The sequence below is a fragment of the Micromonospora sp. NPDC007271 genome (assembly GCF_040634005.1).
Taxonomy (GTDB): domain Bacteria; phylum Actinomycetota; class Actinomycetes; order Mycobacteriales; family Micromonosporaceae; genus Micromonospora.
In genome coordinates this window covers 1-25779 of the sequence record NZ_JBEYER010000069.1, presented here as the reverse complement: position 1 = coordinate 25779, position 25779 = coordinate 1, and the positions used below count along the sequence as shown (strand labels likewise).

General features: G+C 73.3%; 26 protein-coding genes and 1 pseudogene. 20 read left to right on the top strand and 7 right to left on the bottom strand.

Going from position 1 to position 25779, the window contains the following annotated elements; translation table 11 throughout:
* Window positions 1-200: 200 nt before the first annotated feature.
* Window positions 201-1088 (bottom strand): polysaccharide deacetylase family protein, encoded by an 888-nt coding sequence (locus ABZ570_RS22975; protein ID WP_358067095.1) that lies wholly within the window; start codon window positions 1086-1088, stop codon window positions 201-203.
* A gap of 167 nt (window positions 1089-1255) precedes the next feature.
* Entirely contained in the window at window positions 1256-1969 is a 714-nt protein-coding gene (locus ABZ570_RS22970; RefSeq protein ID WP_358067092.1) for a response regulator transcription factor, read from the bottom strand.
* 254 nt (window positions 1970-2223) lie between these two features.
* On the opposite strand from ABZ570_RS22970, the gene ABZ570_RS22965 reads away from it, so the two are divergent.
* The 6 genes from ABZ570_RS22965 (at window position 2224) to ABZ570_RS22940 (ending at window position 6634) form a co-directional block, all read left to right on the top strand.
* On the top strand, window positions 2224-3264 hold the full coding sequence (locus ABZ570_RS22965) for a hypothetical protein (protein ID WP_358067089.1): 1041 nt from the start codon (window positions 2224-2226) through the stop codon (window positions 3262-3264).
* A 79-nt stretch (window positions 3265-3343) separates the two neighbouring features.
* Window positions 3344-4126: a DUF2993 domain-containing protein gene (locus ABZ570_RS22960; RefSeq protein WP_358067086.1), complete on the top strand. Its 783-nt coding sequence runs from the start codon at window positions 3344-3346 to the stop codon at window positions 4124-4126.
* Between the two features lie 88 nt (window positions 4127-4214).
* Window positions 4215-4292, top strand: coding sequence for an Ms5788A family Cys-rich leader peptide (locus ABZ570_RS22955; RefSeq protein ID WP_311202345.1), 78 nt, complete (start codon window positions 4215-4217; stop codon window positions 4290-4292).
* Window positions 4293-4497: 205 nt separating this feature from the next.
* The gene (locus ABZ570_RS22950; protein WP_358067083.1) at window positions 4498-5346 is read left to right on the top strand and encodes a sulfurtransferase; all 849 of its coding nucleotides are present in this window, start codon (window positions 4498-4500) and stop codon (window positions 5344-5346) included.
* A 1-nt stretch (window position 5347) separates the two neighbouring features.
* Window positions 5348-5671: a DUF1416 domain-containing protein gene (locus ABZ570_RS22945; RefSeq protein WP_358067080.1), complete on the top strand. Its 324-nt coding sequence runs from the start codon at window positions 5348-5350 to the stop codon at window positions 5669-5671.
* A 213-nt stretch (window positions 5672-5884) separates the two neighbouring features.
* A complete protein-coding gene (locus ABZ570_RS22940; protein ID WP_358067139.1) occupies window positions 5885-6634 on the top strand; it encodes a hypothetical protein in 750 nt (249 codons plus the stop codon).
* 34 nt (window positions 6635-6668) lie between these two features.
* Here the strand turns inward: ABZ570_RS22940 and ABZ570_RS22935 are convergent, their stop codons facing one another.
* Window positions 6669-7031, bottom strand: a complete 363-nt coding sequence (locus ABZ570_RS22935; RefSeq protein ID WP_358067077.1) for a DsrE family protein — start codon at window positions 7029-7031, stop codon at window positions 6669-6671.
* A gap of 23 nt (window positions 7032-7054) precedes the next feature.
* On the opposite strand from ABZ570_RS22935, the gene mtfM reads away from it, so the two are divergent.
* The 6 genes from mtfM (at window position 7055) to ABZ570_RS22905 (ending at window position 11337) form a co-directional block, all read left to right on the top strand.
* Window positions 7055-7159: a small membrane protein MtfM gene (mtfM, locus tag ABZ570_RS22930; protein ID WP_046570768.1), complete on the top strand. Its 105-nt coding sequence runs from the start codon at window positions 7055-7057 to the stop codon at window positions 7157-7159.
* Window positions 7153-7743 (top strand): FABP family protein, encoded by a 591-nt coding sequence (locus ABZ570_RS22925; RefSeq protein ID WP_358067074.1) that lies wholly within the window; start codon window positions 7153-7155, stop codon window positions 7741-7743. The genes mtfM and ABZ570_RS22925 overlap by 7 nt, the downstream gene beginning before the upstream one ends.
* Window positions 7744-7804: 61 nt before the next feature.
* A complete protein-coding gene (locus ABZ570_RS22920; RefSeq protein ID WP_358067072.1) occupies window positions 7805-8233 on the top strand; it encodes a Fur family transcriptional regulator in 429 nt (142 codons plus the stop codon).
* The gene (locus tag ABZ570_RS22915; RefSeq protein WP_358067069.1) at window positions 8230-9342 is read left to right on the top strand and encodes a folate-binding protein; all 1113 of its coding nucleotides are present in this window, start codon (window positions 8230-8232) and stop codon (window positions 9340-9342) included. Before ABZ570_RS22920 ends, ABZ570_RS22915 begins: the two co-directional genes overlap by 4 nt.
* Before the next feature lie 113 nt (window positions 9343-9455).
* Window positions 9456-10283 (top strand): 3-keto-5-aminohexanoate cleavage protein, encoded by an 828-nt coding sequence (locus ABZ570_RS22910; protein ID WP_358067066.1) that lies wholly within the window; start codon window positions 9456-9458, stop codon window positions 10281-10283.
* Between the two features lie 94 nt (window positions 10284-10377).
* The gene (locus ABZ570_RS22905; protein ID WP_358067063.1) at window positions 10378-11337 is read left to right on the top strand and encodes an asparaginase; all 960 of its coding nucleotides are present in this window, start codon (window positions 10378-10380) and stop codon (window positions 11335-11337) included.
* A 224-nt stretch (window positions 11338-11561) separates the two neighbouring features.
* Here the strand turns inward: ABZ570_RS22905 and ABZ570_RS22900 are convergent, their stop codons facing one another.
* The gene (locus tag ABZ570_RS22900) at window positions 11562-12359 is read right to left on the bottom strand and encodes an alpha/beta hydrolase (protein ID WP_358067060.1); all 798 of its coding nucleotides are present in this window, start codon (window positions 12357-12359) and stop codon (window positions 11562-11564) included.
* 112 nt (window positions 12360-12471) lie between these two features.
* On the opposite strand from ABZ570_RS22900, the gene ABZ570_RS22895 reads away from it, so the two are divergent.
* The 5 genes from ABZ570_RS22895 (at window position 12472) to ABZ570_RS22875 (ending at window position 15947) form a co-directional block, all read left to right on the top strand.
* Window positions 12472-13116: a helix-turn-helix domain-containing protein gene (locus ABZ570_RS22895; RefSeq protein WP_358067057.1), complete on the top strand. Its 645-nt coding sequence runs from the start codon at window positions 12472-12474 to the stop codon at window positions 13114-13116.
* 2 nt (window positions 13117-13118) lie between these two features.
* Entirely contained in the window at window positions 13119-13922 is an 804-nt protein-coding gene (locus tag ABZ570_RS22890; protein WP_358067054.1) for a hypothetical protein, read from the top strand.
* Window positions 13923-13993: 71 nt separating this feature from the next.
* Window positions 13994-14314 carry a DUF2516 family protein gene (locus ABZ570_RS22885; RefSeq protein ID WP_358067050.1) on the top strand — a complete coding sequence of 107 codons (321 nt, stop codon included), beginning with the start codon at window positions 13994-13996 and terminating at the stop codon, window positions 14312-14314.
* Entirely contained in the window at window positions 14311-15198 is an 888-nt protein-coding gene (locus tag ABZ570_RS22880) for an alpha/beta hydrolase (protein ID WP_358067047.1), read from the top strand. The genes ABZ570_RS22885 and ABZ570_RS22880 overlap by 4 nt, the downstream gene beginning before the upstream one ends.
* An 11-nt stretch (window positions 15199-15209) precedes the next feature.
* Window positions 15210-15947 (top strand): alanyl-tRNA editing protein, encoded by a 738-nt coding sequence (locus ABZ570_RS22875; protein WP_358067044.1) that lies wholly within the window; start codon window positions 15210-15212, stop codon window positions 15945-15947.
* On the opposite strand, the gene ABZ570_RS22870 is transcribed toward ABZ570_RS22875, so the two are convergent.
* Complete coding sequence (locus tag ABZ570_RS22870) at window positions 15925-17019, bottom strand: YafY family protein (protein WP_358067041.1); 1095 nt, start codon at window positions 17017-17019, stop codon at window positions 15925-15927. The two genes, ABZ570_RS22875 and ABZ570_RS22870, sit on opposite strands and share 23 nt — an antisense overlap.
* Window positions 17020-17043: 24 nt before the next feature.
* Window positions 17044-17454 (bottom strand): annotated as a pseudogene (locus ABZ570_RS22865) (response regulator transcription factor); the annotation flags it as partial.
* A gap of 206 nt (window positions 17455-17660) precedes the next feature.
* On the opposite strand from ABZ570_RS22865, the gene ABZ570_RS22860 reads away from it, so the two are divergent.
* A complete protein-coding gene (locus ABZ570_RS22860; protein ID WP_358067038.1) occupies window positions 17661-18452 on the top strand; it encodes an EI24 domain-containing protein in 792 nt (263 codons plus the stop codon).
* A 1-nt stretch (window position 18453) separates the two neighbouring features.
* A complete protein-coding gene (locus ABZ570_RS22855; protein ID WP_358067035.1) occupies window positions 18454-18972 on the top strand; it encodes an O-acetyl-ADP-ribose deacetylase in 519 nt (172 codons plus the stop codon).
* Here ABZ570_RS22855 and ABZ570_RS22850 read toward each other — a convergent pair.
* Window positions 18965-19870 (bottom strand): GNAT family N-acetyltransferase, encoded by a 906-nt coding sequence (locus tag ABZ570_RS22850; RefSeq protein WP_358067032.1) that lies wholly within the window; start codon window positions 19868-19870, stop codon window positions 18965-18967. The two genes, ABZ570_RS22855 and ABZ570_RS22850, sit on opposite strands and share 8 nt — an antisense overlap.
* Window positions 19871-20045: 175 nt before the next feature.
* On the opposite strand from ABZ570_RS22850, the gene ABZ570_RS22845 reads away from it, so the two are divergent.
* Window positions 20046-25697: a ThuA domain-containing protein gene (locus ABZ570_RS22845; RefSeq protein ID WP_358067029.1), complete on the top strand. Its 5652-nt coding sequence runs from the start codon at window positions 20046-20048 to the stop codon at window positions 25695-25697.
* The last annotated feature ends 82 nt before the right edge of the window (window positions 25698-25779 follow it).

The window sequence follows — 25779 nt, the reverse complement described above, 5'->3', positions numbered from 1 at the left end:
GGCATGAGGCACCTTCGCACTGAGCTGACCATTCGCTCGCTGACGCTCGCTCATGCCAGCGCCTCGCTGCGCTCGACGCCGGCATGAGGCACCTTCGCACTGAGCTGACCATTCGCTCGCTGACGCTCGCTCATGCCGCCACGGTAGCGGGCGCCGGGCCGGCGATCATGCCGGACGCGGGCAGCGACCGGTGGCGGTCGTCACGTGGTGCCGGTGGGCAGGGCCTCCAGCTGGAACCGGCTCAGCAGTTCGGGCAGCAGGTACTGCAACGCCTCGACCGTGCCCGATCGATCGCCGCCCGCGTCGTGCATCAGCACGATCGCGCCCGGCGTGGTCTCGGTCAGCACCGTCTTGGCGATCTGCGCGGCCCCGGGCATCTGCCAGTCGACCGGGTCCACCGCCCAGTGCAGCGGGGTCATGCCGAGATCCTCGGCGACGGACACGACCGGGCGCGTCCATTCCCCGCCGGGCTGCCGGTAGTACGCGATCCGCGCGTTCGGCACCGCCGCCCGGATCGCCTCGTTGGTGCGGAGCAGGTCGTTCCGGATCGTGTCCGGCGACCTGCTGCCCAGGGCCACGTCGTGCTGCCACGAGTGGTTACAGAGGGTGTGCCCCTCGGACACGATCGCCTGGACCAGGTCCGGGCGGCTCTCCGCGTTCTCTCCCACCACGCAGAAGGTCGCCTTCACCCGGTACTGCCGGAGCAGGGCGAGCACCTGCTGGGTGTACTGCGGGTCGGGTCCGTCGTCGAAGGTCAGCGCGACCCGCGACGACCCGGTGCTGGACACCGAGCCGTACGGCCCGTCGCCCTCGACGGTGGACCCGCGGCCCCGCAGAGACGGGCTCAGGCTCGGGCTCGGGCTCGGGCTCGGGCTCAGGCTCGGGCTCGGGCTGGCGGACGGCGTGGGGGAGAGGTCGGTGACGGGTGGTTGGTCGGCGTAGTGCGTGCTGTTGATGTCGGCGGCCGAACCGGTGGTCTGGGTCTCCATTTCGGCCACCAGGCCGCGACCGAGTGCGTACGCCGTGCCGAGGAGTGCGGCCAGCACCAGGGTCACGATCCCGACCGCGCGCATCGTCCTGCTCGACATCAGCGGCACCGCCCGTTCGGATCCCGGTGCCGACCGGTTGTCTTCCCCGTGGTCCCCACTGCTTCCCCCTTTTGCCCGGATTTCGCCCAGAATAGGCCGAGCAAAGGGGGCATAAGGCGTAAACGGAAGAAGGCCTCGCGAAAGGGGGAGGGAAGGGCGGCTGCCGGTCAGACGGGCAGAGAAGCGGGCTCCGACTCCGGCAGCGAACGCGACGGCGGCACGACGAACTTGTAGCCGACCTGGCGCACCGTGCCGATCATCGACTCGTACTCGGAGCCGAGCTTGGCGCGCAGCCGTCGGACGTGCACGTCGACCGTGCGGGTGCCGCCGAAGTAGTCGTACCCCCAGACCTCGCGGAGCAGCTGGTCCCGGGTGAACACCCGGCCCGGGTGCTGGGCCAGGAACTTCAGCAGCTCGAACTCCTTGTACGTGAGATCGAGCGGGCGACCCTTGACCTTGGCCGCGTAGGTGTCCGGGTCGATGGTCAGCTCGCCGGCGCGGATCGAACCGCCGGCCCCGGCTGTCGCGCTGCTGAGCCGGCCGACCGCGAGCCGCAGCCGGGCCTCCACCTCGGCCGGCCCGGCCGAGGCCAGGATGACGTCGTCCACCCCCCAGTCGGCGTTCAGCGCGATCAGGCCGGCCTCGGTGACGACCGCGAGCAGCGGCACGCCGAGCCCGGTGGCGTGCAGCATCCGGCAGGTCGCGCGGGCCTCGCTCAGTTCGGCGCGGGCGTCCACCAGGACGGCGTCCGGGGTCGGGCCGGAAACCAGCGTGCGGACGTCGCGAGGCGCGGTGCGGACGGAGTGCGGCAGCAGGTCGAGCGCCGGCAGCACGGCCGATGGTTCGCCTGCGCGTGCCGTCACCAGCAGCAGGATCTCCACCCGATCACCTCCGTCCCGGCGGCCCTCCGGCCGCGCGTGACCAGCGGCACTCCTGCTGTGGGGTGGCGCTGCGAACTTGCGTGGTCCCGGCGTCGCTGGCGGGGGCGGGTAACGGCTTGAGCGTAACGGATCGCCCGGCCCGCCCCTCGGCGTCCTTTCCTGTTTGCCCGTTCTGCCCACAATCGCCCCTCAGGTTTTTACGTTGCCGAAACCGTGACCTCCGTCAGCGCGGCCCGGTCTGGCACGATCGGGGCGTGTTTCCCTCCACCTCGCCCGAGACCGGCCGCGACCCGTGGGCCGACGACGCGCGTCCGGGGCCGGCCGGCCCCTCCCGTGGCTACCCGCCCGGCCCGCGTACCGGGCCGGACGACGGCAGTGCGGAGCGGAAGGGGCCGCGCCGGCTCCGCAAGGGCGGCCCCGGGCGCCGCCCGGACGACGAGCCCGCCGACGCGCCCGAGGAGGAGGTGCCGCCCGTCCCGGTACGCCGGCCGCTCGCGCTGACCGTCGCGGGCTTCGCCGCGCTGCTCGGCACCGGCCTGGTGCTCGGTGCGCAGACCGCCGGCCCGGGGCACCGGCTGCCCTTCGCGTTCATCGTCTTCGGCGTACAGCTGCTCTTCGTGCTCGCCTGGACGATGGCCATGCGGCCGCCGGCGCTGCTGGTGGTAGCGCTGATCAGCGCCGGGGCGGCCGGCATCGCCGACGCCGCGGCGGTGCAGTCCGAGATCGCCGGCCTGGCCCCGCTCGGGTACGCCGCGGCCGCCGGCTTCGTGCTCGGCGTGCTCGGCCAGCTCGTCCGCCGGGTGGACCGGGTCCGGGTGACGGACTCGCTCGGCAGCACCCTGTTGATCGTCGTGGGCGTGGTCTCGTTCGCCAGCCTGATCGTGCTCAGCCGGATCCCGAAGGGCACCCAGGCGATCACCGTCTGCCTCACCGCCACCGGCGTCGCGCTGCTGGTGGCCCGGCTCACCGACGCGGTGGCCCCCCTGCCCCGGCTCGCCCCGCAGGTGCCCCGGGGCGCCGCCGGCGTGGTCCTGGGCGCCATGCTCGGCACCCTGACCAGCGCGGTGCTCGGCAGTTACCTGGTCGGCTTCACCCCGACCAGCGCCGCCCTGGTCGGGCTGGTCACCGCGGCCACCGCCGTGCTGGCCGACCTCGCCGTCGGGTACGCCGAGGCGGGCCGGCTGATGGCTGGCGAGCCGCCGACGCTGTGGATCGCCCGGCACATGCAGGGGCCGCTGGGTGGCTTCGCGCTCGCCGCGCCGGCCGCGTACGCCATGTGCGTGCTCTTCCTCTGAGCGCGCGGTTGGGGGATCCCCGCCCCGGGTAAGTACCGTTGCGCCGCGAGACGGCAACGGACGGCGAGGAGGAGGCGGCGTGGCAGCGGCCCAGGCGTACGAGGAACGGCCCCGGCGACGCGGCCGGAAGGTCCTGATCGGTTTCGTGGTTCTGCTGCTGGTGCTGGGTGGTCTCCTGGTGGTCGCGGACCGGGTGGCGGCCGGGGTGGCTGAACGCGCCATCGCCGACCAGGTGAAGCAGCAGGTCGCCCAGCAGGACGTGCGGTCCGCGCCGCCCAGGGTCGAGGTGGGGGGCTTCCCGTTCCTCACCCAGGTGGCCGCCGGACGGTACCAGCACATCTCGATCGTGCTGACCGACGTGCAGGGCTCCGTCCAGGGCGAGGCGGTCAGCGTGCCGCGGCTCGACGTGGACGCCCGCAACGTGCGGGCGCCCCTGGACACCCTCCGCACCGGCCGGGGCGACGTGGTCGCCGAGAGCATCGACGGCCGCGCCACCATCACGTACGAGAGCCTGGCCAAGATGCTCGACCGGCCGGGGCTGACCCTGGGCGAGCGAAACGGCAAGCTCGCGGTCACCGCGCCGGTCGACATCCTCGGCGTCAAACTCACCGTCGACGGCACCGCCGACCTGACGGTGGCCGACGGCAAGGTGGGGCTGCGATTCCACGAGCTGACCGCCGAGGGCCTGCCGAACCTGCCGCTGGCGAGGACGGCGCTGGCCAACTACGCCAAGAGCATCTCGATCAACGTGCCCCTGCCGGAGCTGCCGTTCCACCTCGACGTCCGCAAGGTGGAACCGAAGCCGGAAGGCCTGGTGGTCACCGCCGACGCGAGGGACGTGCCGATCAACGCCGCCGGGTGACCGCCGGCGTGGTCCGCCGCCTGTGCCGTGTCCCGGATGCTGGTCGGACCGGTGGCGGTGCCCGGAGCGGCTGGTAGTCTCCCTCTCCATGGGGACGCTCCTCACCAAACGGCGCGCGGTCGACCTGTGCCGCGTGGCCACCTGTCTGTGTCGCCCCGTCATCTGACGGCGGGGCTGTCTCCGGCCGCCTAGCGGCCACCGGCACGCAGGGTCCGCGTACCCTCCGGTTTTCCCCCTGATCGCCCGGCAGCGGCGCCGTCGCACGTACCCGTGATCCGTTCCTAGCTCTGGGTCCCGCGCGTGGTGCGACAACTACCGACTTCGATCTCCACGCGCTGGCTCACCATCCATCCTCACCAGGGAGTGATCTGATGAGTCGCGACACCGCACTCGTCTCGGCCGAGTGGGCCGAGAAGAACATCGACGCCCCGGGCGTCGTCTTCGTCGAGGTCGACGAGGACACCTCGGCCTACGACACCGGCCACATCGCCGGTGCGATCAAGCTGGACTGGCGGACCGACCTGCAGGACCCGGTCCGCCGGGACTTCGTCAACAAGGCGCAGTTCGAGGCGCTGCTCTCCGAGCGGGGCATCGCCAACGACGACACGGTGATCCTCTACGGCGGCAACAACAACTGGTTCGCCGCGTACGCGTACTGGTACTTCAAGCTCTACGGTCACCGCGACGTCAAGCTGCTCGACGGCGGACGCAAGAAGTGGGAACTGGACGCCCGCCCGCTGGTCACCGACGCGGTGACCCGCCCGGCGACCCGGTACGTCGCGCAGGAGCCCGACACCTCGATCCGCGCCTTCCGCGACGAGATCGTCCCCGCGATCGGCGTCAAGAACCTGGTCGACGTGCGCAGCCCCGACGAGTACGCCGGCCGGCTCCTCGCCCCCGCCCACCTGCCGCAGGAGCAGGCCCAGCGGGCCGGCCACGTGCCGACCGCGATCAGCGTCCCGTGGTCCAAGGCGGCCAACGAGGACGGCACGTTCAAGTCCGACGACGAGCTGCGCAGGATCTACGCCGACGCTGGGCTGGACGACAGCAAGGAGACCATCGCGTACTGCCGGATCGGCGAGCGCTCCTCGCACACCTGGTTCGTGCTCCAGGAGCTGCTCGGCCACCGGAACGTGAAGAACTACGACGGCTCCTGGACCGAGTACGGCTCGCTGGTCGGCGTGCCGGTCGCGCTCGGTGACGAGCCCGGGGAGGCGTGACATGACTGCTCCCACCGCCGCCGGTTGCGCCGCCCCGGACCAGGCTGCGCCGCTGCCGGCCAGCCTGGACCTGGAGAAGGAGACCGTCATCACCGGCCTGGTCAGGGCCGAGTCCGGCGAGGTCGTGCCGGGCGCCTACGTCCGGCTGCTCGACTCGACCGGCGAGTTCACCGCCGAGGTGGTGACCTCCCCGGCCGGCCAGTTCCGGTTCTTCGCCGCGCCGGGCACCTGGACCCTGCGGGCGCTCTCCCGCCACGGCAACGGCGACACCCCGGTAACCGCCGCCCGCGGCATCAACGAGGTGACCCTCCAACTCGCCCCCTAATCCCTCCCACCCCCCGTGGCCCGCCGCCCCTCCCCGGACGGCGGGCCGCCCTGTTCCCGCCGGGGCGAGCGCGGTGGGTGAGGGGGGCGGGTCGGGGGTGGGTGGCAGGATGGGCGGGTGAGTGGTGGTGTTCAGGTGGGGTACGCCTCGCCGGTCCGTCCCGATCCGTCCCCGCGGGGGCGGCGCGGGCTGCGTTGGCTGGTGGCCGCGACGGTGGCGTGGGGCGTGCTGCTCGCCGGGCTGACCTGGTGGTCCGTGCGGCACGATCCGCCGACCGTGAAGGAGCAGCGCAGCCTGAGCCAGGCGATTCCGGTGGTGGGCGGCGCGGTGGGGCGTCTGGTGGCTGCCGTGGACGGCGCGGCCTGGGAGCTGACCCCGGCCCGGGTGCAGCTGGGTTGCCGGGTCACCCCGCTGGCCGACGGGGCGACCCTGACCCGGGGCCTGGACGTGCTGGTCACCGCGGGCAGCGAGCGGACCCTGCTGGAGCGGGTGGCGCAGCGGCTGCCGCCCGACTGGCGGGCCGGGGTCCACACCGGTTCGGAAGGCCCACGGCTGCGCGCCGACGCGGGAGAGTTCGTCGCGGTCGACGGGCGGGTGGTGGCCGACGGGCGGGTGCGGCTCTCCGCCGCGACCGGCTGCCGTCCCGCCGATGTCGAGTACGCCGAGCTGTTGCCGGGGCAGGACGTCGGACCCGAGTTGGCGGCGGCGCTGCGGGTGCTGGGCCGGTCCGCGCCGCCGGCGCCCGAGGCGGTCACGGTGCCCTGCCCGGCGGGCGGGAGCGCCCAGACGGTCAGCCTGGTGGCCGGCGCCGCGGCGGCGTCGCTGGCGCCGCTGCGCCCGCTCGGCGCCGCCCTGGTCGACCGTCCCGACGTGTACGCCTACCGGAGCGGGCCGGTCGTCGTGCTGGCCGACAGCAGTGGTGACCAGCTACGGCTGGCCGCCTCGACCGGCTGCGCCGGTTGACGCCCACCGCGGGCACGCGCAGCCGGGGGCGGCGTCAGTAGACCAGGGCCTGGGCGCCCTCCGCCATCGCCTCCTCGACGAAGACCGCCGCGCCGGCGATGCGTACGCCGGGGATGACGTCGTCCTGGCCGATGTCCCGGCGGGCCACGCACTGGGTGCAGGCCGTGACCTTGCCAGTGGCCAGGATCACGTGCAGCAGCTCACCCAGCGGGGCCGAGTGCGGCAGCTCGAACTCCTGTGCGCGCCCGGGGAGCGCGAACCAGGTCGACTCCCCGGTCAGCCAGAGCGACACGTCGACCCCGGCGGCCGCCGCGGCGGCGGCGACGGTGAAGGCCTGTGCGCAGCGCTCGGGGGCGTCCGCGCCGGCGGTGGCCTTGACGACGAGAGAGCGGGCCATGGGGCCAGCATAGGATGGCCGCGATGGTTACCGAGATCGGGTTCGTCAGCCTGCTGGTCGCCGGCCTGGGCGCGCTCGCCGGTGGCCTGGTCTATCTGGCCGTGAGGATTTCGAGAGGTAAATGGTGAGCGAGAACCCGCTGCAGCCGCCGTGGCTGAACGCGCCGCCGGTCGACCCGTACCCGTACGAGGAGAGCCACGACCTGCGCGTCGGCCCGAAGCTGCACCCGAGCCTGGACGGCCTGCTGCCGTACATCGGGGTGTGGCGCGGGCGCGGCCGGGGCGGGTTCCCGACCATCGAGGACTTCGACTACGCGCAGGAGATCCGGATCAGCCACGACGGCCGGCCCTTCCTGCTCTACGAGTCCCGCGCCTGGATCCTCGACGAGCAGAGCCGCCCGGTCCGCCCGGCCGGTCGTGAGGTCGGCTGGTGGCGCCCGGTGATGGACGGCGACCGGGTCACCGACGAGCTGGAAGCGCTGATGAGCACCCCGACCGGCGTGATGGAGCTGCACATCGGCAAGCGCAGGGGCACCCAGATCGAGTTCGCCACCGACGCGGTGCTCCGGACGGCCACCGCCAAGGAGGTCACGGCCGGTGCCCGCCTCTTCGGCATCGTCGAGGGCGCCCTGCTCTACGCCCAGGAGATGGCCGCCATGGGCCACCCGCTGAGCCCGCACCTCTCCGCCCGCCTCGTCCGGGTCGGCGGCTGATCCCACCCCCTGTCGGCCGCCGGTGGCCGGGTCGCCGCGGGGGCCGAACTATGATCGAACGGTGTCCGAATCCTCCCTCGCGGAACTGCTCCGCTCCCGTGGGCTGCGGCTGACGGCGCAGCGGCAGCTGATCCTGCGGGCGGTCATGGAGCTGGGGCACGCGACGCCGGAGCAGGTGCACACGGCGGTCCGGGAGGTCGCCGCCGGGGTCAACATCACCACCATCTACCGCACGTTGGAGCTGCTGGAACGGCTCGGCCTGGTGACACACACCCATCTGTCGCACGGCTCGCCGACCTATCACGCGGCAGGCGAGCACCAGCACGTCCATCTGGTCTGCCGGGAGTGCGGCGCGATCGACGAGATCGAGCCCGAGCTGCTCCGCCCGCTCGCCGACCAGTTGGCCGCACAGCGCGGATTCCAGGTTGACATCGGGCACGTGGCGCTCTTCGGCGTCTGCGGCCAGTGCGAGGACGGGGAAGCCAAATGATCGACATCGCGGGGGCGGTGGCCGTCGAGGCCATCGACGAGGAGACCCGGGACCAGCCCGGTCCGGCCCACCGGGCGGCCGGGGTCGGCCCGGTGGCCGCCCACTACGGCGACCCGATGCGCGAGCAGCGCAGCCTCGCCACCGGCGTCGGTCTGGTCGACCGGTCGCACCGGGGCATCGTGGCGGTGCCCGGCGAGGAGCGGATGGGCTGGCTGCACACGCTGACCAGCCAGCACCTCGCCGGGCTGGGCGCGTGGCAGGGCACCGAGCTGCTCGTGCTCTCCCCGCACGGGCATGTCGAGCAGCACGCCATGGTCGCCGAGGACGGCGAGACCACCTGGCTGGACACCGAACCGGGGATGACCGACGGGTTGCTGTCGTACCTGGAGAAGATGCGGTTCTTCAGCAAGGTCGAGCCGCGCGACGCCACCGCCGACCACGCCCTGCTGTCGCTGGTCGGGCCCGAGGCCACCGGGGCGCTCGACACCCTCGGGGTCACCGGGCTGGCCGCGCCGGACCAGCTCGCGGTGCCCGGTCCGAAGTTCCGGTCCGGGGAGCTCCCGTCCCGGCCCACCGTGCGGTACGACGTGAAGCCGCTGCCGGTCGGCGGGTGGGCCCGGCGGGTGGCGCTCGGCGTGGACCTGCTGGTGCCTCGCCCGGCCATGGCTGGGGTGGTGGCCGAGCTGCGGGGGGCCGGCGTGCCGGTGGCCGGACTGTGGGCGTACGAGGCGGTCCGGGTGGCCGCCCGGCGGGCCCGGGTCGGGGTGGACACCGACCACCGCACGATCCCCGCCGAGGTGGACCTGATCGCGCCGGCGGTGCACCTGGAAAAGGGCTGCTACCGCGGCCAGGAGACGGTGGCCCGGGTGCACAACCTCGGGAAGCCGCCGCGCCGCCTCGTCCTGCTGCACCTGGACGGAGTGACCACCGACCAGCCGCCGGCCGCCGGCACGCCGGTGACCCTCGACGGCCGGACGGTCGGGTTCGTCGGCACCGCGGTGCGGCATTACGAGCTGGGGCAGGTCGCTCTCGCGGTGGTGAAGCGGAACGTCCCGGACGACGCCCGCCTGCTGGTGGGCGAGATTGCTGCCGCCATCGATCCGGCCTGAGGCGGCCAACGCGGGAAGTTTTCCGTTTTCCCCTGCCCGTCCCCATGATTCTTCCGTCGCGACACCCCGCTGGCCATCGACCGGGGGCGGGCCGGCGGTCTAGGATCCCCGGCATGACGACAGGGACGTTGATCACGGTTGCCCCGACCGGCGCGGAGTCGACGAAGGCGGAGGTGCCGGCGCTGCCGGTGACCCTCGACGAGCTGCTGCTGACCGCCAAGGAGTGCGAGGCGCTCGGCGCCGCGGTGATCCATGTCCACATCCGGGACGACGAGGCGAAGCCCACCCTCGACCAGGGCCGGCTGCGGGAGACCGTGGTGGCGCTGCGGGAGAGCACCGACCTGATCGTGCAGCTCTCCTCCGGCGGCGCCGTGACCGACCCGGAGGCCGACCGGCTGGCGGTGCTGGACGCCGGGCCGGACATGGCCTCCTGCACCATGGGCACGGTCAACTTCGGCGACGACGTCTTCATGAACCGGTGGGAGTTCATCATCGACCTGCACACCCGGATGCAGGAGAAGGGTGTCGTCCCCGAGTACGAGATCTTCGACCTCGGCCACCTCACCGCCCTGCAGCGCCTGCTCGGCAAGTACGGCCTGCCGCACGGCGGGCACGTGCACGTCGACTTCGTGATGGGCGTGCCGGGCGGCATGCCGGGCACGACCGCGACCCTGGTCGCCGCCGAGCAGATGCTGCGCGACCTGCCGGAGGGCACCACCTTCTCGGCCACCGGGATCGGCCGCAGCACCATTCCGGTGATGCTGGCGTCGCTCTCGGCCGGTGGGCACCTCCGGGTCGGCATGGAGGACACCATCACGTACGCCAAGGGGCAGCCGGTCGAGTCCAACATGCAGCTGGTCGCCCGCGCGGTCGGCTTCGCCCAGCTCGCGCAGCGTCCGCCGCTGACCACCACCGAGGCCCGGCAGCTGCTCGGCATGTAAGCCGCGGCACGCCCGGCACTCCTGTACGCCGTGGCCCGTCGCCGCTGGTCACCCCGGTGTCGAGCCCGCGCGGCCCGTCGGTACCGTCCACTTCGTGGGAAAGACGTACGAGGGCGGCGTGCCGCTCGCCGAGGTGGTCCGGTCCGGGTTCGTGGAGGGTGTGCACCGCGGCTCGGTGGTGGTGCTCGACGCCGCCGGCGCGCCGGTGGCCGGGGCGGGGGATCCCGCCGCGCCGATCTTCCCCCGGTCGTCCAACAAGCCGATGCAGGCGATCGGCATGCTCCGGGCCGGGTTGCCGCTGACCGACCGGGCCGACGTGGCGCTGGTCTCGGCCAGCCACGCCGGCGAGGAGTTCCACGTGGAGCGGGTCACCGCCCTGCTGCGGAGCGCCGGCCTGACCGAGGAGGCGTTGCACTGCCCGCCGGACCTGCCGGTCGGCGAGGCGGCCCGGGAAGCGGTGCTGCGGGCCGGCGGCGGCCCGCGGCGGATCCAGATGAACTGCTCCGGCAAGCACACCGGGATGCTGCTGACCTGCCTCGCCGCGGGCTGGCCGGTGAACGGCTACTGGCGGCCCGAGCACCCGCTCCAGCAGCGGCTGACCGCCGCGATCGAGGAGCTCACCGGGGAGTCGGCGGCGGCCGTCGGGGTGGACGGCTGCGGTGCCCCGGTGCTCGCCGTCTCGCTGACCGGGCTCGCCCGGGCGTACCTGCGGCTGGTCTCCGCCGAGCCGGGCACCGTCGAGCGGACGGTGGCCGACGCGATGCGGGCGTACCCGGAGTTGGTGGGCGGCACCCAGGCGGACGACACCCGGCTGATGCGGGGCGTACCCGGACTGCTGGCCAAGGTCGGCGCGGAGGGTGTGATCGCGGCGGCGGTCCCGGAGGTCGGCGCGGTCGCCCTCAAGATCGACGACGGCGCCGGGCGGGCCCGCATGCCGGTGCTGGTGTCGGCGTTGCGCCGGCTCGGGGTCGAGGCCCCGGTGCTGACCGAGTACGCCGAGCTGCCGCTGCTCGGCGGCGGCCTGCCGGTCGGTGCGGTCCGCGCCCTCTGGTGACCCGGGGGCGGGTTCCGCCCGTACCTGTCTGCCGTGCTCGTGGTCCCGCCGCGCCGGAAGGCGGCACATGAGTGGTGAGCGATATGCCTGTGGGGCATAAATATGCCTCACCGGCATATCGCTCTTTGGCTGTGTCTCGGCCCGCGCCCGTCAGAGCGGACGATTCGCCGGCCGGGTGCCGCCTCCGCGTGCGCTGCTCCGGCCGGCAAGTCCGCCGGATCCGCTCACGGTAGGAAGTCGAGCAGGGCGGCGTTGACCGGTTCCGGGCGCTCCAGTGGCAGCAGGTGAGCGGCGTCCGGAATGTCCGGCAGCCGTACGCCCCGCGGAGCCTCGGCGGCGATCCGGTCGGCGAGGCGGCGGAGATCCGCGACGTCGTCCGCGCCGGTCCCGACCAGCACCGGCACCCGCAGCTCGGCCAGCCGGTCGATCGCCGGCGGGTCGAGTTCGCTCACCTCGATGGCGCTCAGCTCCAGCTCGGCGGCGAGCGCCCGCCGGTCCATCTCCTCGGCGAACCGGATCAGCCCGGGGTCGACGTCCTCGGGGCGGCGGGTCGGGCCGACCACCCAGAAGCGCACCTCCCCGGCCGCGGTCGCGGCGAAGTCCTCCGGGTCGGCCTCACCGACCAGCTCGTCCCAGAGCTGCTCGGTCTCCTCGGACCACTCGGTGCCGGAGACCGGGGCGCCGAACAGGGCCAGCGCGGAGACCCGCTCCGGGTACGCCAGCGCGGTGTCCACCGCGACCTTGCCGCCGAACGAGCAGCCCACCAGGGCGGCCTGTGCGACGCCGAGGGCGTCCAGTAGCCCGACCAGGTCGTCATGGTGCGCGAACGGCGCGGGCGGCAGTTCGGAGTCGCCGTAACCGCGCAGGTCGACGGCGATCACCCGATGCCGGGCGGCGAGCGCGGGCAGCTGGGCCCGCCACATCCGCCGGTCGGCGATCCCGGCGTGCACCAGCACCACCGGGCTGCCGGTTCCGGCCTCGTCGTACGCGAGGGTGGCGCCGTTGACTTCGATCTTGGTCACCGGGGGAACGGTACGGACCGGACAACGAGTGCGCAAGCGGCCAGTTGAGACGCTGCTAACTTTGGCAAGCATTTTGCTTGCAGGAGCTAGCGGGGGGCGTTAGCGTGGAGTCATGGCCACCAGCAAGGACCTTCCCGACGTCGGCGGGTTCATTCGCGACCTGCGCCGCAATGCGAAGATCTCACTGCGGCAGCTCGCCGAGCAGGCCGGCGTCAGCAACCCGTACCTGAGTCAGATCGAACGCGGCCTGCGCAAGCCGAGCGCCGAGGTGCTCCAGCAGTTGGCCAGCGCCCTGCGCGTCTCCACCCCGGCGATGTACCTGCGGGCCGGGCTGCTGGACGCGAAGGAGGGGCAGGGGGTGCTCGCGGCCATCGCCGTCGACCCCGAGCTGACCATGGCCCAGAAGCAGTCGCTCACCCAGATCTACGAGACGTTCCGCCGGGAGAACGCCCGGCTGGCCGAGGCGACCGCCGCCGCGCAGGCGGCCACCGAGCCGGGCGCGGCCCCGGGCGATGCCCCGGTCACCGAGCCGACCCCGACGGCCACCGGGCCGGGGGAGGCGCCGCAGGCCCCGGCCACCGTCACGCCGGCCGCGACCGGCCCGACGACACCGGGCGGCAGCCCGACCGAGGCGGTCCTCGAGTCGGTCGCCGTCACCGAGGCGGGGCGCACCCCCGCACCGACCACCGCCGCCCTCGACGAGGAGACCGCCCGCGGGGCGGCCCGGAAGGCCGCTGGTGCGGCCGAGGAGGAATAGTCATGACCCAGCCGAAGACCAACATCCCAGCTCCGCTCTACGCCGCCGCCGGCGCCGGCGACCTGGCCCTCCAACAGCTGCGCAAGCTGCCCGCCGTGGTCGGTGAACTGGGCACCCGGGTCGTCGCCGAACTCGGCGGCAAGGCCGTGGTCACCGGCGTCGAGCTGCGCCAGAAGGCCACCGAGACGCTGAAGACCGCCAACGTGACCGCGACCGGCCTGCGGGAGCGGGCCGCCGCCGACCTCGACCTGGACAAGCTCCGCGAGGCGGCCACCCTGGACAAGCTCCGCGAGGCGGCCACCCTGGACAAGCTCCGCGAGGCCGCCGGCCGTAACGCCGCCGCCGTGCTGGCCGGGGCGCAGTCCGCACAGGAGCGGGCCCTGGCGGGGGCCCAGGCCGCGCAGGCCCGGGCCGAGCGCGCGGTGGCCGACGCCCAGGAGCGCGCCCTGGCCGCGTACGCCGAGCTGGTCGCCCGGGGCGAGCGGGTCGTCGGCGCCGGGGTGCTGGAGGCCGCCGACACGGTGAACGCCGACATCGAGGCCACCGAGGCCGAGCGGGCTCCGGCCGCGGCGACCGCGCAGCCGGCCGAGGTGCCCACCCCGGCCGAGGCGCCGAGCCCGATTGAGGTGGCCGAGGCGGTCGGGGCCAAGCCGGCCGCGGCGAAGCGGACCCGGGCCACCAAGGCGACCGCCACCAAGGCCACCGCGACCAGGGCGAGCGCCACCAAGGCCACCGCGACCGAGGCGGGCACCCCGTCCGCGAAGCTGCCGAAGACCACCAGGCGGACCCGCCCGGCCGCCGAGTAGTCGATCCTGGACCGAGGCCCCGGACAGCGTCCTCTCGGACGTTTCCGGGGTATCGGCATAAGCTTGCCGACATGGCCTACGCCGCGCCGATCTTCGCGTTCGATGTCCGCTACGTGATCGAGCTGGTCCTGCTCGTCTTCGCCCTGGTGATCGAGGGAGTGGCGCTGGTGCACGCGATCACCCAGCGCTCCGACGCGTTCGCCGCGATCGGCACCCTGCCCAAGGGCGGCTGGATCGCGATCCTGGCGGTCTGCCTGATCCTGACGCTGCCGGCGTTCGGCTTCGGCCCGCTGAGCATCTTCGGCCTGATCGGCATCGCGGCCGCACTGGTCTATCTGCTGGACGTCCGGGTCGGGCTGCGCGACCTTCAGGACGGCCGAGGCTCCTGGTGAGAAGCTTCCGCTGGCCGCCGCCGCCGGACGGCGGCCCCCGCACCTGGGGCCCCGGCCCCGGCGCGCCCCGCACCGGCCGGCCGGCGCTGCCCGAGCCGGAGACCGAGCTGGTCACCACCCCGCACGGGGTACGGCTGGAGCGGCTGGTCACCGGCACCGGTGACCCGGTCACGGTGTTCGCGCACGGGCTCGGCAACGGCATCGCCACCACCCGGCCGTTCGGCAGCGCGGTCACCGGCCGCAAGATCTTCTTCCAGTTCCGCGGGCACGGCCGATCCGACTCGCCGCCCGGGCCGTGGAGCTACCTGGACCTGGCTCGCGACCTGCGGGCGATCGCCGATCTGGGCGGCGCCACCCGGGCCTTCGGGGCGAGTCTCGGCGCGGGCGCGCTGTGCCGGCTGCTCGCCGAGAGCCCGGAACGCTTCGAGCGGCTCGTCTTCTTCCTCCCCGCCGTGCTGGACACGCCGCGTGGCGAGGTCGCCCGGGCCCGGCTGTCCGGCCTGCTCGACGCGGTGGCGGACGGGGACGCCTCGGCGTTGGCCGACGTGGTGTCGGTGGAGCTGCCGCCGGCCGTCCGCAACACCCCGGCCGGGTGGGCGTACCTGCGGCAGCGGCTGGACCAGCTGCTGCGGGACGGGCTCGCGCCGGGGCTGGCCAGCCTGCCGGAGCAGGCTCCGCTGCGGGACGCGGGGGCGCTGGCCACGGTCATCGCTCCCGCGCTGGTGATCGGCTGCGCCGGTGACGACCTGCACCCGGTTGCGGTCGCCGAGCAGCTGGCCGCCGCGCTCCCGCACGCCACCCTGCACGTGTACGACCGGCCGGGCGTGCTCTGGACCGAACGCGCCGACCTGCGGGAGCGGATCTCGACGTTCCTGAACGGGTAACGTCCCCTGCCATGGGCGTCACACACCACGGCCGTACGCACCGCCTCGACCTCGCCGACCCCACCCTGCGGGAGTGGGCGTGCACGGTGCTGGCGGCCGATCCCGAGCAGGGCATCGTGCTGGACCGGTCGGCCTTCTACCCGGGCGGCGGTGGGCAGCCGCCGGACTACGGGGTGCTGCTCTGGCAGGGGGTGCAGACCCGGATCGTGGGCACCCGCAAGGGCGACGACCTCTGGCTCATCCCGGCCGAGGGTGACCCGCTGCCGCCGGTCGGCACCGCCGTCACCGGTGCGGTCGAGGACGCTCGCCGGACCATGCTGATGCGGACCCACTCCGGGCTGCACGTGCTCTGCGGGGTGGTCTTCCGCGACTTCGGCGCGCTGGTCACCGGCGGCAACATGGAACCCGGCGAGGCCAGGATGGACTTCAACCTCCCGGAGGTGCCACCGGACTTCAGGACCCGGATCGAGGAGCTGGTCAACGCCGAGGTGGCCGCCGACCGGGCAGTCGCCGTACGGGTGCTGCCCCGGGCGGAGGCGTTGGCCCTGCCGGACATCATCCGTACCCAGTCCAACCTGATCCCGCCCGACGAGCAGGAGGTCCGGATCGTCGACATCGTCGGCCTGGACGTGCAGGCCGACGGCGGCACCCACGTCGCCTCCACCGCGCAGGTCGGCAAGATCCAGGTCGTCAAGGTGGAGAGCAAGGGCCGGGCCAACCGACGGGTCAGGGTGCGGCTGGCGGACTGAGCGATCCGCCTGCGCCACCGGCCGCAGCACCCGCGGGCGCCGGTCCGAGATGAACCGGCCGGAGACCATTGGCCTCCGCCGGCCCGCCCGCTGCTGTCGCCGCCTCGGCGTAGAGCGCGGCGGCGCGGCGGGTCGCCTCGGCGAAGCGGGCGCGCAGCTCCGGCGGGTCGAGCACCTCCACCTCGGGACCGAGCGCGAGCAGTTGGGTGTACGCCACCGCGACGGACTCGACGGGCAGCCGGAGCACCTTCCGGCCCTGCCCGTCGGGGGCGTCGGCGGCGGCGACCGCCTCGTCGTACACGAACGGGGCGTCGACCAGGTGCCGGAGCGCGCGCAGGCCGGCGGGGCTGAGCCGGACGGTGACCTCGGCCCGCAGCAGCTCCCGCAGAAACGCCTCGGCCTGTGCCCGCCAGTACGCCCCCAGGTCGAAGCCCGCGTCCCGGTCGAAGACCTCCTCGGCCACCGCGACGCCGACCACCCGGTCCACCCGGTACGTCCGGTACCCGTCGCCGACCCGGCCGACCAGATACCAGACGCCGCTTTTCAGCACCAGCCCGTAGGGCTGAACCGTGCGGGTCACCTCCCGCTCGCCCCGCCGGTAGCGTAGTTCCACCACCCGGTCCCGCCAGACCGCGCCGGCCAGCTCGGCCAGCCGCGGGGGCGGGGCGGACTCGCGGAACCAGCCCGGCACGTCGAGGTGGAACCGCTGCCCGGTCCGGGCCGGCGCGTCCCGCAGGCTCGGCGGAAGCGCGGCGAGCACCTTCAGCTCGGCGGCGGCCACCGCGTCGGCGAGCCCCATGTCGCCGGCCGGACCGGGCAGCCCGGCCAGGAACAGCGCCTCCGCCTCGTCCCGGGTCAGCCCGGTCAGCCGGGTCCGGTAGCCGCCGAGCAGGCGGTAGCCGCCGGCGCGGCCCCGGTCGGCGTACACCGGCACGCCGGCGGCGGAGAGCGCCAGCACGTCCCGGTAGACGGTCCGCTCCGAGACCTCCAGCTCGCGGGCCAGCTCGGCCGCCGTCATCGTGCCCCGCGACTGGAGCAGCAACACCACCGAGATCAACCGGGACGCCCGCACCCGTCCATCCTGCCCCGGGCCCGGTCACCGCCCGCCGGGGGTGAGCAGGCCCCGGTCGTACGCGGTGGCGACGGCGGCCGCCCGGTCGTTCACACCGAGCTTGGCGTAGACGTGCAGCAGATGGGTCTTGACCGTGGCCTCGCTGATGAACAGCAGGGCGGCCGCCTCCCGGTTGGACGCCCCCCGCGCCACCAGGGTCAGCACCTCCAGCTCCCGCTGGCTCAGCGGCTCCTCGGCGGGGGCGCGGAGCCGCCCCATCAGCCGGCCGGCCACGCTGGGCGAGAGGACCGCCTCGCCACGAGCGGCGGCCCGCACCGCACGGACCAGCTCCTCCCGGGGCGCGTCCTTGAGCAGGTAGCCGGTGGCGCCGGCTTCGATCGCCGGCAGCACGTCCGCGTCCGTGTCGTACGTGGTCAGCACCAGCACCCGGGAGGTGCTGCCGGAGTGGGCCAGCCGGCGGATCGCGGTCACCCTCGATGACCGGCATCGCGCCGCCCTTCACCGTCGCGTTCGTACCCGTCCAGGCTCGCCGGGACGGACCGGCGGGACATCGACCGGCCGGAGACGATCGGGACCGGTGTGGACTTACCCGGCGATCCACCAACCGGTTGATGTGCCCGGGGCGGCTACGCTGTTCGGTCGTGGACGTGACCAGCATCGCGCGCCCGGTGACCGGCCCTGCCAGCCGCTTCTTCTCCGGGGTGGGGCTGCTGCTGCGCGGCATCGGCCTCTACGTCCGCAGCCCCGGCCTGATGCTGCTCGGCGTCGTGCCGGCGCTGATCTCCGGCGTGCTCTTCGCCGTCGCGTTCGTCACCCTGTTCTACTTCGTGGACGACCTCGCCGCGCTGGTCACCCCGTTCGCGGACGACTGGTCCGCGGCCTGGCGGAGCCTGGCCCGGGTCGTCGCCGGGCTGGCGATCGTCGGGCTCGCCGGGCTGCTCGGAGTGCTCACCTTCACCGCGGTCACCCTGATCATCGGCGACCCGTTCTACGAGAAGATCTCCGAGCGGGTCGAGGACCGGCTCGGCGGCACCCCGGGTGCCGTGGAGGTGCCCTTCTGGGCCTCGCTGCGGCAGAGCATCCGCGACTCGCTGCGGCTGGTCGCCGTCTCCGCGCTGGTCGGCGTACCCCTCTTCGCGGCCGGCTTCATCCCGGTGGTCGGGCAGACGGTCGTCCCCGTGCTCGGCGCGGCGGTGGGTGGCTGGTTCCTCGCCCTGGAGCTGGTCGGCGCGGCCTTCTACCGCCGGGGGATGGGGCTGCCCGAGCGCCGCGCGCTGCTGCGGGCCGACCGGCCGACCGCCCTCGGGTTCGGCGTGGCGGTCTTCGTCTGCTTCCTGATCCCGCTCGGCGCGGTGCTGATCATGCCGGCCGCCGTCGCCGGGGCCACCCTGCTGGCCCGTCGGTCGCTCGGCCAGTCCGTCGAGGAGGTCTGACATGGAGATCACCCTGGTCGAGGGGGACATCACGGCCCAGCGCGTCGACGTGATCGTCAACGCCGCCAACTCCTCACTGCTCGGCGGCGGGGGAGTGGACGGGGCGATCCACCGCAGGGGCGGTCCGGCCATCCTCGAGGAGTGCCGGACGCTGCGCGCCTCCCGCTACCCGGACGGCCTGCCGACCGGCCAGGCGGTCGCCACCACCGGCGGCAACCTGCCGGCCCGCTGGGTGGTCCACACCGTCGGGCCGATCTTCTCCGCCGCCGAGGACCGGTCGGTGCTGCTGCGCGACTGCTACGCCAACAGCCTCCAGGTCGCCGACGTGCTGGCTGCGGCGAGCGTCGCCTTCCCGCTCATCTCCGCCGGCGTCTACGGCTGGCCGGTCGAGGACGCCGTACGCCAGGCCCTCGCCGCGCTGAACGCGGTCGAGCCGGCGCACGTCACCGAAGCCCGGCTGGTCCTCTTCGGCGCCGACACGTACGCGGTGGCCGAGCGGGTCGCCGCCGAGCTCAGCTGAGTTCGCGCAGGCAGGACCACTGGGTGGCCACCGGCCGGTAGCCGAGCCGGGCGTTGACCGCCAGCATCGGCGCGTTCGCCTCGTCGTTCGAGGTGTACGCGGTTCGTACCCCGGAGGTGGCGGCGCGGTGCAGGGCGGCCCGCTTCACCAGGAGGGCCAGGCCCCGCCCCCGGTAGCCGGGCACCGTGCCGGTGAAGGCCGACCACATCCGGTCGCCGTCCCGCTTGACCAGGCTGACCGCGGTCAGCGTGCCGTCCACCTCCGCCAGCGTGCTGGCGTCCAGGTCCAGCCCCGGGTTGTCCCAGACCTCGTTGTGCCAGATGTCGTAGCCCATGGCGTCCGTCGGGACGTCGCCCGGTTCGTCCAGCGACGACTCGGCGTCCACCTGGTAGATCCGGCGCGGGTCCACGTCGGCAGCCGACAGCAGCCGTACGCCCGGCGGCGGCTCGGGCATCGGCGGGGCGGGCCGTAGGTCGAGTACGGAGTAGCGCAGCTCCCGACTGGGCGTGAAGCCGTGCCGGCGGGCGAACGGCAGGGATCCAGGCTGGGACCAGGTGCGCACCCGCCGCGTGCCGATCACGCGCAGGTGGCCGAGCGCGGCTTCCAGGAGCGCGGTGCCGACGCCCCTGCCCCGGTGCGCGGGGTGCACGTGCAAGGTGGAGATCTCCCCCACGTCCGGCTCCGAGGTCTGGCTGTTCCGGTACGCCGAAGCCCAGCCGACCACCTGCCCGTCCGCCTCGGCCACGAAGCCCGTCCAGTCCTCCTCGGGTGGCGGCTTGGCGATCATGCGGCGCGTCGATTCGACCCCGCGCACCAGGTAGGGGTGGACCACCGTGCGCAGGGCCACGACGCCGGGCGCGTCGTCGGGGCGGGCGGTACGGATCACGGGCACGGGCACCACGGTAGACCGGCCCCGCCGAACCGGGCGACGGGTTAAACGCCCGGGGCTTTCGCCTGTAAATGAAAAAAGTAGTGCGCTCACCATCAGAAGTTTCGTCTCCAGCATCTGTCCTTTGTGTTGCGCGGCCGTTAAGGTCCCGTAGAAGCTGGTCGATCGGATGAGGAGGCGCTCCGTGTCCCGCAAGCCGTTACGCCGTCTGCTGTCGGCAGCGCTCGGTGCGCTGCTGGCCCTGCCGATATCCGGAAGCTTCGCCACGCCGGCCTCGGCCGCCGAACCGGAGTTCCAGGCCCTGGTCTTCTCGAAGACCGCGGGATTCCGGCACGGTTCGATCCCCGCCGGGATCGCGGCGATCCAGAAGCTCGGCCAGGACAACAACTTCGCGGTCGACGCGACCGAGGACGCCGGGGCGTTCACCGACGCGAACCTGGCCCGGTACGACGTGGTGGTCTGGCTCTCGACCACCGGCGACGTGCTCAACGCCGACCAGCAGGCGGCCTTCGAGCGGTACATCCGCGCCGGCGGCGGCTACGCCGGCGTGCACGCCGCCTCGGACACCGAGTACGAGTGGCCCTGGTACGGCAGGCTCGTCGGTGCGTACTTCAACAGCCACCCGGCCATCCAGCAGGCCACGGTCAAGGTGGACGACCACGTGCACCCGTCCACCGAGTCGCTGCCGGAGCGGTGGGTCCGCACCGACGAGTGGTACAACTACCGCACCGACCCGCGCGGCAAGGTGCACGTGCTCGCGGCCCTCGACGAGCGGACGTACGGCGCGGGGGCGGGCGCGATGGGCACCAGCCATCCGATCGCCTGGTGCCAGCAGTACGACGGGGGACGGTCCTGGTACACCGGCGGCGGCCACACCGACGCCTCGTACGCCGAACCGGAATTCCTCGAGCACCTGCTCGGCGGGATCCAGACGGCCGCCGGCGTGCTGCCGGCGGACTGCGGGGCGACCGTCGACGACAACTTCGCGCAGGTGACCCTCGCCAAGGGCGCGGACACCACCGGCGAACCGATGAACCTCGCGGTGCTGCCCGACCGGCGGGTGCTGCACACCTCCCGCGACGGCCGCGTCTTCCTCACCACGCCGCAGGGCGTGACCAGCCTCGCCGGCCGGCTCCCGGTCTACAACCACGACGAGGACGGGTTGCAGGGCATCGGGGTCGACCCCGGATTCGCCGGCAACGGCTGGATCTACCTCTACTACGCGCCGCCGCTGGACACCCCGGAGGGCGACGCGCCCAACGACGGCACCAGCGCGGACTTCGCCCGCTTCGACGGGGTGAACCGGCTGTCCCGGTTCAAACTCACCGGCGGCACCCTCGACCTGGCCAGTGAGCAGAAAATCCTCGAGGTGCCGGCCAACCGGGGCATCTGCTGCCACGCCGGCGGCGACATCGCCTTCGACGCGGCGGGCAACCTCTACCTCTCCACCGGCGACGACTCCAACCCGTTCGCCTCCAACGGCTACACCCCGATCGACGAGCGGGCCGGCCGCAACCCGGCGTACGACGCGCAGCGCTCGTCGGCCAACCCCAACGACCTGCGGGGCAAGGTGCTACGCATCAAGGTGGCCGCCGACGGCAGCTACCAGTCGCCGGAGGGCAACCTCTTCCCGGCCGGCACCGCCGGCACCCGGCCCGAGATCTACGCGATGGGCTTCCGCAACCCGTTCCGGTTCACCGTCGACCCGGAGACCGGCTGGCTCTACCTCGGCGAGTACGGCCCGGACGCCGGCGCCGCCGACCCGAACCGGGGCCCGGCCGGGATGGTGGAGTTCAACCAGATCCGCGGCCCCGGCAACTTCGGCTGGCCGTACTGCGTTGGCCCGAACGTCGCGTACAACGACTACGACTTCGCGACCGGGACCTCCGGGCCGAAGTTCGACTGCGCCGCCCCGCGGAACACCTCGCCGCGGAACACCGGCAAGCAGGACCTGCCCGCCGCGCAACCGGCGTGGATCACGTACGACGGCGCCTCGGTGCCGGAGTTCGGCGACGGCAGCGAGTCGCCGATGGGCGGCCCGGTCTACCGGTACGACCCGGACCTGAAGTCGGACACCAAGTTCCCCGCGTACTTCGACGGCACGTTCTTCGCGGCCGACTGGGGACGCGGCTGGATCAAGAACATCGTCCTGGACGACGCCGGCCAGCCGCTGAGCATCAACCCGTTCCCCGAGCAGGTGGTGCGGCCGATGGACATCGAGTTCGGACCCGACGGCTCCCTCTACGTCCTCGACTACGGCAGCGGCTACTTCGGCGGCGCGCCGGACTCGGCCGTCTACCGGATCGACTACGTCAAGGGCAAGCGCGCCCCGATCCCGGCGGTCAGCGCCAACCCGACCTCCGGGTCGGCCCCGCTCACCGTGGCCTTCTCCTCCGCCGGGTCGCGGGACCCCGACCCGGGCGACTCGTTCACCTACGCCTGGGACTTCACCGACGACGGCACGGTCGACTCGACCGAGCCGGACCCCACCTTCACCTACCCCACCAAGGGGCAGTTCACCGCCCGGCTCACCCTGACCGACCAGGCCGGTACGACCGGGACGGCGACCGTGCAGATCACGGTCGGCAACACGGCGCCCCGCGTCGAGTTCACCGCCCCGCCCGCCGGTGGCGTGTTCCAGTTCGGTGACCGGGTGCCGTTCAACGCGCGGGTCACCGATCCTGAGGACGGCGAGATCGACTGCGGGACCGTGCAGATCGACTACGCCCTCGGCCACGACACGCACAGCCACGGGCTGGTCCAGACGCACGCCTGCGAGGGGGTGCTCGACACCGTCGCCGAGGACGGCCACAGTGCCGACGCCAACCTCTACGGCGTGCTCGCCGCGACCTACACCGACCAGGGGGCAGCCGGGGTGCCGCCGCTCACCGGGCAGACCCGGCTGGTCCTCCAGCCGCGGGTCCGGCAGAGTGAGCATTTCACCGAGGCCAACGGGATCCAGGTCGTCGACGCCGGTGGCGCGCACGGCGGGAAGCGCGTCGGATACATCGACAACGGGGACTGGATCGCGTTCGACACGTACAACCTGACGGGGATCACGGGGGTCCAGGCCCGGCTCTCCTCCGGCGGCGGAGGCGGCACGCTCGAGTTCCGGACGGACCGGCCGGACGGGCCCCTGGTCGCCAGCCTGCCTGTGGCGAACACCGGCGGCTGGGACAACTACGTCGACAGCCCCGTCGTCCCGGTCACCGACCCGGGCGGCACGCACCGGCTCTACCTGGTGTTCAAGGGCTCCGGCGGCGGGCTGTTCGACGTCGACCAGTTCACCTTCCACGGCAAGGGCGTGGCGACGAGCACCCGGCCGGAGGTGACCGCGTCGGCCGACGTCAGCCAGGCGGAGGTCCCGGCGACCGTCCACTTCACCGCCACCGGCACGGACCGGGACGGGGACGCGCTCAGCTACGCCTGGGAGTTCGGTGACGGCGCGACGTCGACCGAGCAGAACCCGACGCACACCTACACGAAGGCCGGCATCCACGCCGCGAAGGTCACCGTGCGGGATCCGTCCGGGCTGGCCGCGTCGGCCACCGTCACGGTGAACACTTACCGGGTGGCACCGCCCTGCGCAGACCCGTCCGCCCAGGTGAACCCGGACGACGAGTTCACCGGCGAGGTCATCGACCGGTGCCGGTGGACGGTGCTGCGCGAGGACCCCGCGCACTACCGGCTCGTCGGCGGGTCGCTGCAGGTCGACGCCCTCCCGGGGGACATGTACGGCGGCGCCACCGACGCGAGGAACATCCTTCTTCAGGACGCCCCGGGCGGGTCGTGGCAGGCCGTGACGAAGGTGACCGTGGATCACACGGACACGTGGGAGCAGGCGGGCCTCATCGTCCACGGCGACGACCCGAACTTCGTCAAGCTTTCGTTCATCAGGACCGACAGCGGCGTCCGCAACTTCGAGTTCATCCAGCAGCAGGGCGGGTCGCCGATCGATGGCGGTGCCGTCGACCGTTCGCCCAACCTCGCCGTGGACTTCCCGCACACGGTGTGGATGAAGGTCACCAGCGACGGGCGGACCCTGACGGCGGCGTACTCGACCGACGGCGAGCAGTGGACGACCGTCGGCCGGCCGCGGGACCTGTCCGCCGTGCCGAACCCGAAGGTGGGTCTCGCCGCCTTCAACGGCACCGGCAGCCCGGCGTCGTTCGACTTCTTCCGGCTCGACGACGCGCCGCAGCAGGCCTGCACGCCGACCGCACCGGAGGCCGGCTACACCAGCCTCTTCGACGGCACCGCGGCGAGCCGGGGGAAGTGGAAGCAGGCCGGGCCGGGCGGCTTCCTGCACGCCGCCGACTGCACCCTGCTGTCGTACGGCGGGCTGGGCCTGCACTGGTACGACCAGAGCTTCCGCGACTACCGCCTGAAGCTGGACTGGAAGCTGGCCGGGGACGACAACTCCGGGATCTTCGTCGGGTTCCCGAACCCGGGCAACGACCCGTGGTCGGCGGTCAACAAGGGGCACGAGATCCAGATCGACGCCACGGACGTGCCGGAGAAGACGACCGGGGCGATCTACAACTTCCAGTCGGCCGATCTGGCCGCCCGGGACGCCGCGCTCAAGCCACCGGGGCAGTGGAACTCGTACGAAATCGTCGTCCGGGGCCAGAGCATCGTGGTCTACCTGAACGGCGTGAAGATCAACCAGTTCGTCAACACCGATCCGGCCCGGATGCAGCAGTCCAGCTACGTCGGCATCCAGAACCACGGCGACGGTGACGACGTCTACTTCCGCAACATCCGGATCCAGGAGCTGCCGGCCGACACCGTCGCGCCCACGACCCGGGCGACGACCTCCCCGGCGGATCCGGACGGCGCCGCCGGCTGGTTCCGCTCCGACGTCACGGTGACCCTGACCGCCACCGACGCCGACAGCGGCGTGGCCCGGACCGAGTACCGGACCGGCGGTGGGTGGACCGCGTACACCGGGCCCATCCCGGTGTCCGGCGACGGCGAGCACACCGTCGAGTACCGGTCGGTGGACCTGGCGGGCAACGCCGAGGCGGCGCGGCAACTGGTGGTCAAGATCGACGGGACCGCGCCGGTCTCCGCCGCCACGTTCGCCCCGCCCGGCGACGCGGGGTGGCACAACGGCGCGGTGCCGGTCACCATCACGGCCGCCGACCAGACGTCCGGCGTGGCGAAGATCGAGTACTCGCTCGACGGGGGCGCCTGGACGCCGTACAGCGACTCGGTGGAGGTGCGCGGCGACGGCAACCACACCCTCCGGTACCGCGCGACGGACCGGGCGGGCAACGTGGAGGACGTGAAGTCGGCTGTGCTGAAGATCGACGGCACCGCCCCGGCGGTCCTCCTCTCCGGGGTGGCGGCCGGCGCCAGGTACGGCGACAGCCAGGACGTGCGGATCACCTACTCGGCGACGGACGGCACGTCGGGGATGGCGTCGCTGGTCGGCACGCTCGACGGAAAGCCGATCCTCGACAACACCCTGCTGCCGCTCTACGGGCTGTCGCTCGGCGAGCACACGCTGGCGGTGGTGGCGACCGACGAGGCGGGCAACCGGACGACCCGGTCGATCACCTTCACCGTGACCACCTCGATCACCGACCTGGGCAACCTGGTGGACCGGTTCCGGGCCACCGGCTGGCTGCCTCCGCGGAGTGCGACCGAGTTGCAGAAGCCGCTCGCCAAGGCCGACAGGTTCGCCTCCCGTGGGCTCAACGCGCAGGCGGTGCGGGAGCTCCGGTCGTTCCGGGAGCTGGCCGGTGACCCGAAGGTCGTACCGAACGCCGAGGTGCGGGCGGTCCTGGTCCGCGACGCGGACGCGGTGATCGCCCGGTTGTCCGGGAAGTAGGAGGGCCCACGAGACGGCCGGGGCCGGCATCGAATTCCTCCCAGGCAACCCGGGACACGGTACTGCCTGCGCCGGAGCGCGG

Coding starts and splice junctions, on each gene's coding strand:
- ABZ570_RS22935 (WP_358067077.1), bottom strand. CDS start 7,031: ATGGCCCGCTCTCTCGTCGTCAAGGCCACCGCCGGCGCGGACGCCCCC.
- ABZ570_RS22885 (WP_358067050.1), top strand. CDS start 13,994: ATGGCCTACGCCGCGCCGATCTTCGCGTTCGATGTCCGCTACGTGATC.
- ABZ570_RS22855 (WP_358067035.1), top strand. CDS start 18,454: ATGGAGATCACCCTGGTCGAGGGGGACATCACGGCCCAGCGCGTCGAC.
- mtfM (WP_046570768.1), top strand. CDS start 7,055: ATGGTTACCGAGATCGGGTTCGTCAGCCTGCTGGTCGCCGGCCTGGGC.
- ABZ570_RS22955 (WP_311202345.1), top strand. CDS start 4,215: ATGGGGACGCTCCTCACCAAACGGCGCGCGGTCGACCTGTGCCGCGTG.
- ABZ570_RS22950 (WP_358067083.1), top strand. CDS start 4,498: ATGAGTCGCGACACCGCACTCGTCTCGGCCGAGTGGGCCGAGAAGAAC.
- ABZ570_RS22975 (WP_358067095.1), bottom strand. CDS start 1,088: ATGTCGAGCAGGACGATGCGCGCGGTCGGGATCGTGACCCTGGTGCTG.
- ABZ570_RS22925 (WP_358067074.1), top strand. CDS start 7,153: ATGGTGAGCGAGAACCCGCTGCAGCCGCCGTGGCTGAACGCGCCGCCG.
- ABZ570_RS22890 (WP_358067054.1), top strand. CDS start 13,119: ATGACCCAGCCGAAGACCAACATCCCAGCTCCGCTCTACGCCGCCGCC.
- ABZ570_RS22910 (WP_358067066.1), top strand. CDS start 9,456: ATGACGACAGGGACGTTGATCACGGTTGCCCCGACCGGCGCGGAGTCG.
- ABZ570_RS22895 (WP_358067057.1), top strand. CDS start 12,472: ATGGCCACCAGCAAGGACCTTCCCGACGTCGGCGGGTTCATTCGCGAC.
- ABZ570_RS22915 (WP_358067069.1), top strand. CDS start 8,230: ATGATCGACATCGCGGGGGCGGTGGCCGTCGAGGCCATCGACGAGGAG.
- ABZ570_RS22875 (WP_358067044.1), top strand. CDS start 15,210: ATGGGCGTCACACACCACGGCCGTACGCACCGCCTCGACCTCGCCGAC.
- ABZ570_RS22945 (WP_358067080.1), top strand. CDS start 5,348: ATGACTGCTCCCACCGCCGCCGGTTGCGCCGCCCCGGACCAGGCTGCG.